This is a genomic window from Pseudomonas iridis, assembly GCF_017980685.1.
In the GTDB taxonomy this organism is placed as follows: domain Bacteria; phylum Pseudomonadota; class Gammaproteobacteria; order Pseudomonadales; family Pseudomonadaceae; genus Aquipseudomonas; species Aquipseudomonas iridis.
In genome coordinates this window covers 104,485-114,767 of record NZ_JACXXO010000018.1, presented here as the reverse complement: position 1 = coordinate 114,767, position 10,283 = coordinate 104,485, and the positions used below count along the sequence as shown (strand labels likewise).

Here is a 10,283-nt window from a genome sequence, read left to right as displayed (position 1 = left end):
ATTATTACAATCGGATCAGGCTGCACAGCCACAACGGATATCGAACTCCGGTAGCAATGGAAGCCTTGGCAGCATGAGAAATGACCTAAACCCTATAACCGTGTCCAGTATCATTTGACCAGATCAAGGCATGAAACAACGCTCCGTGGCGTTTGCGGCAGTCGAGACAATGGCAAAGTCCCACGCGGTAAGGTTGCCCTGAAGCTTCGAAGCGAATGTCGCCGCATAGGCAACCGCCCGTGAATCGGTCCATGGTGGATCTCCTCTGTTCACCCATGTGTACCGTGCGTAAACACATTCCCGCACGCCAGTTTAAATCGATCTACGGCACCACTAATCGACGAAGGACTGACTACGCTGTTAATCCAGCATGTCTTACCTGCCGAGGACGACTGCCGTGCAACGCTTTCAAAAACTCACCCCGTGCCTGTGGTTCGGCAATCAGGCTGAAGCCGCCGCGAGGTGCTACTGCTCGATCTTCGTTCACGCGAAAATTACCGGTCTGACTACAGACTGCAACGAGCCTTTGCCGGCCAGAGCTAATACACTCGGGCGCTGGCCTGCCGGGAAGGACGATGATGAAACACGCTGCCGCCAAAAACCCTGAAAAAGCCCCGCGCTTCTGGCGTGATGAGGCCCTGCCCTTCATTGAGGCGCGGGCCATCGCCGATGGTCGCGAGGTGTGTTACGCGCGGCATTCCCACGCGCATTTTTCCATTGGTGCGATCACTGCCGGGCGCAGCACGTATGTGCATGAGCAAGCACAGTTCGAGGTCGCTGCCGGCACTGTGGTGCTGATGAATCCTGGTGATGTGCACGCGTGTAATCCGATTGATGATCAGCCGTGGTCGTACCTGATGCTGTATGTCGAGACACCTTGGCTGACCGATCTGCAACATCAACTGGGTTTCGGTGTGGAGCTTGAATTTCGCCGGTTTGCGACCACCCATGTCAACGATGCCAGCCTGTTCGACGACCTCAACGATTTGTATGAAATCCTCGTCGACCACCAGCAGGATGCCCTGCGCAAACAGAGCGCAGCGGTGGAGTTTTTCACCGATCTGCAATTGCGCCTGAACCCGGCGCAACAGCCGGTGCGCGAGCCGAATTTCAAGCTGGAACGTGCCGCCGACTACATCCGTGAACACTGCACCGATCTGCTGAGCCTGGATGACATTTGCCGCGCGGCGCAGCTGTCACCGTCCTACCTGATCCGCGCCTTCAAGCAACATTTTGGCATGACGCCGCATGCTTTTCTGGTCAACCAACGCATCCAGTTCGCTCGCGAGCGATTACGCAGCGGACAGTTGATTGCCGATGTGGCGCTGGAGGCGGGGTTTGCCGATCAGGCGCATTTCCAACGGGCGTTCAAACAGCATCTGGCAGCGACGCCCGGCCAGTATCGCGGCTGACCGGGTCGTTCAAAATCAAAAGATCTTCAAGCAACTACTGTAGCAACAGATAAACCGCGCTCACGACCAACAACCCCGCCATCAGCCGATTGAACAGGCGCATCCCCGCCGGATTAGCCAGATACCCACGCAAAAACGTCCCGGCATAGACCCAGCAGCCCACCGACACATAACAGATCACCAGATACACCGCCGCAAACTGCCAAACCAACCGTGCCTCACCATCAGCAACAAACGCGCCCATGCCGGCGACGCAAGCCAGCCAGGCCTTCGGATTGAGCCATTGCATGACTGCGCCATAGAGCATGGATGGGGCACGCCCCGAGTCGCCGGCATTCAGTTGCCCGTCATCGGTCGCGAGCTTCCAGGCCATGAACAGCAGAAACGCCACCCCGGCCAGTTGCACCACGCGGGTCATGAATGGCCAGAGCTTGAGGATTTCGTGCAGGCCCAATCCCATCAGCACCAGTAGCAGCACAAACCCCAGCGTCGCGCCAAGGACATGCCGCTGGCTGGCGCGAAAGCCGAACTGCGCACCGGAGCTCAGCGCCACGATGTTGACCGGGCCGGGGGTAATGGACGCTGCCAGAGCAAACGCCGCCATCGAAAGAACAAGACTCATCGCACACCTGCTTCAAAACGAGGAACAAGGTGCTCAAGGTAACCAGCGTCTCATCGGCGGTATTGAAGAAAATCACCCTGACACTGAAACGACTAACCCCTGTAGGAGCTGCCGCAGGCTGCGATCTTTTGACTTTTTTTAGAATCAATATCAAAAGATCGCAGCCTGCGGCAGCTCCTACAGGGGCAAGGGTGCAGGCTATTGGATCAGTCCAGCCGCGGCACGGTGAAACGGAACTCGCTGCCCTGCCCCGGCTCACTGTCGGCGAAGATCTGGCCGCCATGCGCTTCGACGATGCCTTGGCTGATGTACAAACCCAGGCCGGTGCCAGTCGGATTACCTTCTTTCACCGTCCAGTAACGGTCGAACACGTGAGGCAGATGTTCCTTGGGAATGCCTTCGCCGCTGTCGCGCACGATGAAGACGATTTCATTGCCGACTGATTTCGCGTGCACGCCAACCGAACCCAGGCGCGGGGTGAATTTGATGGCGTTGCCCACCAGATTCGACAACACCTGAAACAGCCGCTCCGGGTCGGCATGGATGCGCAGATCCGGATCAGCCGCGAAGGAAATGCTGATGTCCTTGTCCAGTGCCAGCGGCGCGAGCAAGGCTTGCGCCTCTTCGAACATCTGGCTGACGTCGAGTTTCTGCGGCGTGATGCTGTAGCGCCCGGCGTCGATCCTGGAGGTATCGAGCAAGTCTTCGAGCAGCGTATTCATACGCCCGGCCGCCTGTTGCATGGTGTCGATGGCCGTGGAGATTCGCCGCGAGGTGTGCGGGCCGTCGGAGCTGAACGCTTTCTGCATCATGCCGCAGAGCATCGAAATAACGGTCATGGGATTGCGCAAGTCGTGGGAAACCACCGCCACCAGTTCATCACGGGCACGCACGGCTTCCTGCTCGCGCCGTACCTGACGGGCCAGATCGTTTTCCAGTGCCGAACGGCGCAAATCGTTGGCCGCAAACAGGTCGCCATGACTCCACTTGGCGGAAATCCCGGCCATCTCGACCTTCCAGATCTCAAACGAGGTGCGCGGGCGCAGGCGCATGCCCGCATCAGAATTTTCCAGATCCAGCGGCTTGCGCGGATCGCCACTCCAGTTGATGTTTTCTTTCACTTCCGGCCGGAACCACAGCACGCCGTTGTCCACCGGTTTCGGCAGGCTCATGGCAAGTACGCCGCTGGCCACTTGGGGAAACTGCGCGGCGGGTGGATAAACGCTGGCCAGATGGTGACTGGCGAACACCGGCTCGGCGCTTTCCTGCAACCATTTGTGCAGGGCGCGGATGTCTTCCGGTTCAGGGCAGTTGCCGTAACGATGCAACTGCTTGTCTTCAATGATTGCGACACCGCCGGCATTGGCCAGCGCCATCAGAACCTGTGGCTGATTGGCCAGGCCGTCGAAGACATTTTGCGGCGAATCGATCATTGCCTGATTGAGCAGCGCTAGCGCTTCGACCTTCTCTTCACGCTGGCGACTGACCTCCAGCGCCTCCATCGCGCTGATCTGCAGCGACAGCACCTGGCCGATGGTCTGGCAAGCGGTGCGCAATTCATGCGGTACATGCAGTGGCTGACGGTTGCCGCAACTGATCAGCCCCCAGAGCTTGTCACCCTTGAGCAGGGAAATGCTCATCGACGACAGCACGCCCATGTTCTTCATGTACTGGCAGTGAATCGGTGACACGCTGCGCAGCGTCGCGAAACTCAAATCCAGCGGCGTCTGCGTATCCGGACGCAACTTCGGTACAAGTGGCACCGGTTGATAGTCGGCGTTGGGAATGATCCGCAGCCAATTGGTCCGGTACAGCTCCCGCGCCTGTTCGGGAATATCTGAGGCCGGGAAGAACAGTCCGTTGAAGACTTCCATCGACGGATCGGACGCTTCGGCGATGACCTGGCCGTGGCCCTCCTCTTCGAAACGATAGATCAGCACCCGGTCGTAACCGGTCATCGCCTGGATTTCCTTGACGCTGATGTCGTACAGCGCCTGCAGCGTCGTGGCTGCTTGCAGACGCTGAAGCATGCGCCCCAGATTTGTCTGGCTGCCGGCAACATTGCGCGGCTGGAAGTTGTTGACGTGAATCTCAAGCTCAAGAATCAGCACGCCTTGATGCCGATGCAGCAAGCCTTCGAACGCGGTGCCATTGAGCTGAAAATGCAGCGGCGGCGCGTCGAAGAACGCCGCTTGCTGCAAGACCTCACGCACCTGTTCGGTGTGCGCGTCACCCAGCAGATCCGGCAATGGTCGGCCAATCAACGCCTCTGGCGCACGGCCCAGCAGGGTTTCGACGTTGGCGCTGACCTGAATGATCTCGAGCGCCGGCTCGCTCAACGTCAGCAGTAAACCGTGGGGCTGGATTGCGCCGGGGAAGCGGATCGGCTCGTCAGCACAGTTGGCCAGCAGCTCTTCAAAGGCTTTCTTGTCTTGCGGGTTCATGCCAATACCTCCTGGCATTCGAGCCAGCGCTCGAAGCAACTGAATGTGGTTTGCGCCGCGATCACAACGGCTTCGCGCTCATCGGCGTGCATCGGGCGATTGCCCAGGTATTCGATAAATTCGCGCCAGCGACGGCCGGTGGCAGCGCCGTAGACATCGAGGAAGGCAGCGCCGTTGTCTGCTTCCAGGCCCAACCGTGCGGAGATTTCTCGACGCAGGATCTGTCCGCCAAGGGTTGCGCCTTCGAGCACGTACAGCACACCCAGGCACGCGGCGCTCGAATCAATCACGGGCAACTGATCGCAGATCGGCAGGTTTTCCAGCGAAGCGGGCGCTAGCCCCAACGCTTGCAGATCGCCGCGCAATGTATGGGTTTTGAGGCGTGGCGTCAGGTCGAAATCGTCGGGGACTGAACCACTGCGCTGCAATGCGTTTTCCAGCGGGAAATAGAAGCCGTAATAGGCCGCTATCAAGCGCTTGAAAGCAGGTAAATCGAGAGTATCGGAGAAAAAAGGAAGGCGTTTTTCCAGTGCGATGTGCAGTTCGGCAGTGCCGGCCCGCAAATCTTGCAGCACCGGTGGCACATAAACCTCACGGGCCTTTGCTTGCATGTATGTCGCTCTTGGTGAGGCCGCCTGGGGCCATTCGGGGTGTAAAAATGTCGCGTGAAATCTTACACGTCAAACGACATTTCTGACCGCGCAGATCGTTTTTTTCAGACGAAACCACGGCCCTCGGACATTTCAGAGTTCCTTCTGACGCGAAAAGTTCGACCCGATTTGATGCGCCTGGGGTTGCTGTACCGCGACGGCACCGCCTGACTGTATGGGCCTGCGAAGCGGGCTTAAGTCTGCGACGGACCTTTGAGTTCGACCTGATTGCCATCCGGGTCGAAACAGTACAGCGACAAGCCGTTGCCCTCGGCACCGAAGCGGGTGGCGGCTTTTTCCACGCCAAGGCCGTGTGCCCGCAAGTGCTCGATCAGAGCCGCTTCATCGAATGGCTCGACGCGCAGGCAGAAGTGATCGACGTTGCGTCGTTCCGTACCCGCCGCTCCGCCGCCCTTGCGCCCGAGTTCGCCTTGCAGATCGACCAGATCAATCATCGACGTGCCGGCGCGCAAATGCACCAGACCCAGCGGCTCATTGTGTTTGACCACCTCGGCGCCGAACACCTGGCTGTAAAAATCGATGCTGCGTTGCAAGTCGGCAACGCGCAGCACTATGTGATCAATATGTTGAATGACGAACGGATGCATGGATTCAGTGCCTCACAAACCCTGTAGGAGCTGCCGCAGGCTGCGATCTTTTGATCTTGTTTTTTAAAAATCAACGTCAAAAGAGCGCTGCCTGCGGCAGCCTCTACAATAGTTCAGCGTCAGCCGGAATTCATTGTCGATTTTTCGGTGGAGCCATCGAGAATCTGGTTTTACTCTCACCCCATGAACATACAAACCGCCGCCCTGCCGCCCCATGCCGAGATGGTCCGCGCCATGCTCGAACGCGACACTGCCTATGAAGGCGTGTTCTTCACGGCCGTAAAAACCACCGGGATCTTCTGCCGTCCCAGTTGCACCGCACGCAAACCGAAACCGGAAAACGTCGAGTTCTTCGCCCATGCCGATGAATGCATGACCGCCGGTTACCGCGCCTGCCTGCGCTGCAAACCGCTGGACGCTGCGGCCATTGCACCGGACTGGATACAGCGTTTGCTCGCGGCCGTCGACGCTGACCCCGAGTTGCGCTGGAGCGATGCGCAATTGCTCGCCGAAGGCATTGAGCCGCTGAAGCTGCGGCGCTGGTTCAAGCAGCATTTCGGCATGACGTTCCATGCCTGGCTGCGTACCCGGCGCCTGGGCATGGCGCTGGGCGGGATCAAGCAAGGCACCTCGATCGACCACGCAGCGTTCGATTCCGGGTATGAATCACTCAGTGGGTTTCGCGATGCTTTCCAGAAGTCATTCCACATCACCCCGGGCCGCACCGCCCAAAGTGAACCGCTGTTGTTTACCCGACTGACCACGCCGCTGGGCCCGATGATCGCCATGGCGGAGCAACGCGGTCTGGTGTTGCTGGAGTTCCTCGACCGGCCGGCATTGACCCGGGAAGTCGAGGAGTTGCAGAACCGCTATGGCTACGTGGTCGCACCGGGGCATAACGCGCATTTGCAGCAGATCGAACGTGAGCTGGCGCAATATTTCGCCGGCCGCTTGACCGCGTTTACCGTCGCCTTGCACCTGCCCGGCAGCGAGTTCGCCCGGCAAGTCTGGTCGGCCCTGCAGCAAATCCCCTACGGGCACACCAGCACCTACGGCGCCGTTGCCACCAGCCTGGGCAAACCCGGCGCCAGTCGTGCAGTGGGCCTGGCCAACGGGCAAAATCGTCTGTCGATTGTGGTGCCGTGCCATCGGGTGATCGGCGCGGACGGCTCGCTGACCGGCTATGGTGGAGGGCAGCCGCGCAAGGCGTTTCTGTTGAGGCTGGAAAACGCCGCCGTACAGCTCACGCAACAACTGGCTTTCTGATTGCCCGGATCAACCGACAAGAAGGATTTCGATGGCCCCGCACGACACTTATCGAGCGCAAAGCGAGTTCCTCGCCGCGCTCGATACCGACTGGCAGCGACTCATCTCCGCTGTCGGCCCTTGCCTGCATCAACCGCATCCGGCGCGCGACCCGTACGAATCGCTGGTGCGGGCGATTGCCTATCAGCAACTGCATGCCAAGGCTGGAGATGCGATTGTCGGTCGGTTGGTCGGGTTGTTTCCCGGACAATCGTTTCCGCGACCGGAGCAAATCCTCGCAACCGGGTTTGATCAACTGCGCAGCTGTGGGTTTTCGGCGGGCAAGATTGCGACAATTCAAGGAATCGCCCAAGCGACGCTGGATGACGTGGTGCCGGATTACGCCACGGCGTTGGCGATGGATGATGAAGCGCTGATCGAGCGACTGGTCAGCCTGCGCGGGGTCGGGCGCTGGACGGTGGAGATGCTGTTGATTTACAGCCTTGAGCGGATGGACATCTTGCCGGCGGATGATTTTGGCGTGCGCGAGGGGTATCGGCGGTTGAAGGGGTTGGAGGTGCAGCCGACGCGTAAGCAGATGGTTGAGATTGGTTTGGGCTGGAGTCCGTATCGGACGGTGGCGGCGTGGTATTTGTGGCGGGTGGCCAAGCCGTAGACCGCATCATCGTTCATCGCTGGCAAGCCAGCTCCCACAGGTTTTGTGTCGGATGGAAAACTTGTGTTCGCCGCTAGACTCTGTGGGAGCTGGCTTGCCAGCGATGGCGTCTACACGTTCCGCACATGTTCCAAGACCAGACACTATCCCAATGTAGGAGCTGCCGAAGGCTGCGATCTTTTGATTTGGTTTTTTAAAGACAAAATCAAAAGATCGCAGCCTTCGGCAGCTCCTACAGGGGAATGCGGTGGACTGTATCGCACTGTGTACCGCCAGGCGGCAGACACATCCAATGCACAAATCCGCACAGTGGCGACACACCAACGATACACTCGAACGCTCAAATCACCCGGTCGATCCCACTCACCCGATCCACCGGAGATTCCCCATGACCACCACCCTTTCGAGCGCCGTCAAAGGCTTGCACCTGAACCTTGACCGCGCCGGTGCCTGGCTGGCGCCGCTGACCCTGCGCGTGTTTATCGCCTGGGAATTTTTCGAGTCGGGGCTCGAGAAGTTCAACGGGCAGAACTGGTTTGAAGACATTCAGGACAGATTCCCGTTTCCCTTCGATCACCTGCCGTCGACGCTGAACTGGGAACTGTCGATGTGGGCCGAGCTGATCTGCGCCTTGGCGATCCTTATCGGTTTCGGCACGCGAGTCTCGGCCATTTCGCTGATCGTGGTGACCGTCGTCGCCACCGCTGCCGCGCACTGGCCTGCCGACTGGTCGTCATTGAGCGAACTGGCCCAGGGTTACGCGATCACCAACAAGGGCTTCGGCAACTTCAAGCTGCCGGCGATTTACCTGGCAGCCTTGGTGCCACTGGTGTTCGCCGGCGCCGGCAAGTTGAGCATCGATGCGTGGCTGGCGCGGGTGTTGTGGAATCGCCGCGACCGCTGAAGCTCAATGCGCGCGGTCCAGGCCCACCAACAAGGCACTGTCACGGCTGTAGATGTCTGGCGAATAACGCACGTGACCGGCGCTGTCGACCTGCGCCGTCCAGTAGGTCATCAGGATCGGCACCGGCGCCGACAAGCGAAACTCATGGGTGGCGCCGGTGGCGAGCAAGGTCTCGGTGCGTGCCCTTTCCGCAGGGCTGAGCAGCAGATCGCGCAATTGCATCGGGTGCTCGACCCTGACGCAGCCTGAGCTGAACGCCCGCGGCCCTTTGTCGAACAGCGCCTTGCTCGGCGTGTCATGCAGGTACACCGAAAACGGATTGGGGAAGCGAATGACCATCTGTCCCAACGGATTGCGTGGCCCCGCGTCCTGACGCAAAAGGATGTTGCCGGGGTGGTCCCAGTCGATGTCTGCGGCCGCCAACGGCTGACCGTTGGCATCCAGCACTTGCAGATTATGCCGACTGAGGAAGGTCTGGTCCTTGCGGATCTCCGGCAGTTTGTCTTCCTTCCAGATGGTTGGCGGCACGGTCCAGGTCGGGTTCAGCGTCAGGCGCGTGACGCGGGATTTGAGCAGCGGCGTCTGGCGCTCGGCCCGGCCGACTTGGGTGCGCGTCTGCCACACCGGTTCGCCGCCCCGATACAAAGTCAGTTCCGCTGCTGCGACGTTAACCAGCAAAACATCGGGCTCCATGTCCTGGGCCAGCCAACGGAAACGTTCAAGGTTGACCCGCAGTTGTTCACGGCGGGTCAGCGGGCTGATGTTGAGTTCGGCAATCGTCCCCGGCCCGACCACACCGTCAGCCTGCAACGAATGATTGACCTGGAAGCTTTTCACCGCGTCCACCAACGCACCTTCGTAAACAGTGTCGGTGGTGCCGACCGCGTGGCTCAGATAGCCTTCGCTGTACAAGCGCTGGGCCAGTTCCGGCACGCGCTTGTCTTCCATGGAGGGGCGCAACAGCGGCCCGCTGCCCACCGACTGCCATTTCGGCAAGGCTGTGAGGCGTTGTGCGGCGTAGAGCTGGCGCAGTTTCTGATATTGCGCCAAGTGCGGACGGGCCAGGTCGAACGCCGCCGGAATGTCATGCATCCCCGGCACTGCAATCGCCAGCAGTTCAGCCTGACGGTCACGCGGTGTGTCATCGGCATGCCACAACGGCTCGAAGTGTGATTGCAGCAGACGGCCGTAATGCAGATCCTGAAGGGCTTGCAGGTAATAGCGGCTGATATCGATATCGGCGCACAACTCGCCATCCTGCGGCGCGGCCAACGCGACCGGATAGCGTTGCGGGCTGAGGCCATCGTCGGCCAACAGCGGCAACTGCGTTTGCAAAGCCTGCAATCGTCCCGACTCGCTGGTCCATACCGGCATCCAGTCCTGCTGCTGATAGAAGGCTTGCAGCTGTTGCAACGACGGGCCGCTGAGCTGCTTTGCGAGCGCCGGGCAGGTCTGTGGCAGACCGATCAATACGGCATGCAATGGACTTTGCAACTCGACCGGCATTTCGGCAGGAGGTGTCGGCAGCGTCTGCAATGGCGGCAGTGATTCATCGGCACAAGCGACAAACGGCGCTGCGAGCAAACAAATGCTCAAGTAGGATGCGTACTTTTTGAACAACTGCTTTACTCCAATCCATGGCCACCTTGATGATGGCCACCTTACATCAGGTGCGCTGAACAGTCAGGCTCGAACTTCGGGCTTGCAGGTTACGACTGGACG

10 protein-coding genes and 1 pseudogene are annotated in these 10,283 nt (G+C 59.6%); 5 read left to right on the top strand and 6 right to left on the bottom strand.

Annotated elements, in window-relative coordinates:
* Nucleotides 1-85: 85 nt before the first annotated feature.
* Nucleotides 86-253: a GFA family protein gene (locus IEQ42_RS23270; RefSeq protein WP_479687553.1), complete on the bottom strand. Its 168-nt coding sequence runs from the start codon at nucleotides 251-253 to the stop codon at nucleotides 86-88.
* A 144-nt stretch (nucleotides 254-397) separates the two neighbouring features.
* On the opposite strand from IEQ42_RS23270, the pseudogene IEQ42_RS27820 reads away from it, so the two are divergent.
* Nucleotides 398-508 (top strand): annotated as a pseudogene (locus tag IEQ42_RS27820) (VOC family protein); the annotation flags it as partial.
* A 70-nt stretch (nucleotides 509-578) separates the two neighbouring features.
* Entirely contained in the window at nucleotides 579-1,412 is an 834-nt protein-coding gene (locus tag IEQ42_RS23260; protein ID WP_210705453.1) for an AraC family transcriptional regulator, read from the top strand.
* 34 nt (nucleotides 1,413-1,446) lie between these two features.
* On the opposite strand, the gene IEQ42_RS23255 is transcribed toward IEQ42_RS23260, so the two are convergent.
* From IEQ42_RS23255 to IEQ42_RS23240, 4 genes are all read right to left on the bottom strand, one after another.
* Nucleotides 1,447-2,034 carry a LysE family translocator gene (locus tag IEQ42_RS23255; protein ID WP_210705449.1) on the bottom strand — a complete coding sequence of 196 codons (588 nt, stop codon included), beginning with the start codon at nucleotides 2,032-2,034 and terminating at the stop codon, nucleotides 1,447-1,449.
* Between the two features lie 206 nt (nucleotides 2,035-2,240).
* A complete protein-coding gene (locus IEQ42_RS23250; protein ID WP_210705447.1) occupies nucleotides 2,241-4,478 on the bottom strand; it encodes an ATP-binding protein in 2,238 nt (745 codons plus the stop codon).
* Entirely contained in the window at nucleotides 4,475-5,089 is a 615-nt protein-coding gene (locus IEQ42_RS23245; RefSeq protein ID WP_210705444.1) for a biliverdin-producing heme oxygenase, read from the bottom strand. The genes IEQ42_RS23250 and IEQ42_RS23245 overlap by 4 nt, the downstream gene beginning before the upstream one ends.
* A 233-nt stretch (nucleotides 5,090-5,322) precedes the next feature.
* On the bottom strand, nucleotides 5,323-5,736 hold the full coding sequence (locus IEQ42_RS23240) for a VOC family protein (protein WP_210705442.1): 414 nt from the start codon (nucleotides 5,734-5,736) through the stop codon (nucleotides 5,323-5,325).
* A gap of 183 nt (nucleotides 5,737-5,919) precedes the next feature.
* Here IEQ42_RS23240 and IEQ42_RS23235 point away from each other — a divergent pair, with 183 nt between their 5' ends.
* The 3 genes from IEQ42_RS23235 (at nucleotide 5,920) to IEQ42_RS23225 (ending at nucleotide 8,561) form a co-directional block, all read left to right on the top strand.
* The gene (locus tag IEQ42_RS23235) at nucleotides 5,920-7,002 is read left to right on the top strand and encodes a bifunctional transcriptional activator/DNA repair enzyme AdaA (RefSeq protein WP_210705441.1); all 1,083 of its coding nucleotides are present in this window, start codon (nucleotides 5,920-5,922) and stop codon (nucleotides 7,000-7,002) included.
* 31 nt (nucleotides 7,003-7,033) lie between these two features.
* Nucleotides 7,034-7,657 carry a DNA-3-methyladenine glycosylase family protein gene (locus IEQ42_RS23230; RefSeq protein WP_210705440.1) on the top strand — a complete coding sequence of 208 codons (624 nt, stop codon included), beginning with the start codon at nucleotides 7,034-7,036 and terminating at the stop codon, nucleotides 7,655-7,657.
* A gap of 388 nt (nucleotides 7,658-8,045) precedes the next feature.
* Entirely contained in the window at nucleotides 8,046-8,561 is a 516-nt protein-coding gene (locus IEQ42_RS23225; RefSeq protein ID WP_210705439.1) for an HvfX family Cu-binding RiPP maturation protein, read from the top strand.
* 3 nt (nucleotides 8,562-8,564) lie between these two features.
* Here IEQ42_RS23225 and IEQ42_RS23220 read toward each other — a convergent pair whose 3' ends face one another.
* Nucleotides 8,565-10,181: a L,D-transpeptidase family protein gene (locus tag IEQ42_RS23220; protein WP_210705438.1), complete on the bottom strand. Its 1,617-nt coding sequence runs from the start codon at nucleotides 10,179-10,181 to the stop codon at nucleotides 8,565-8,567.
* Nucleotides 10,182-10,283 lie beyond the last annotated feature (102 nt).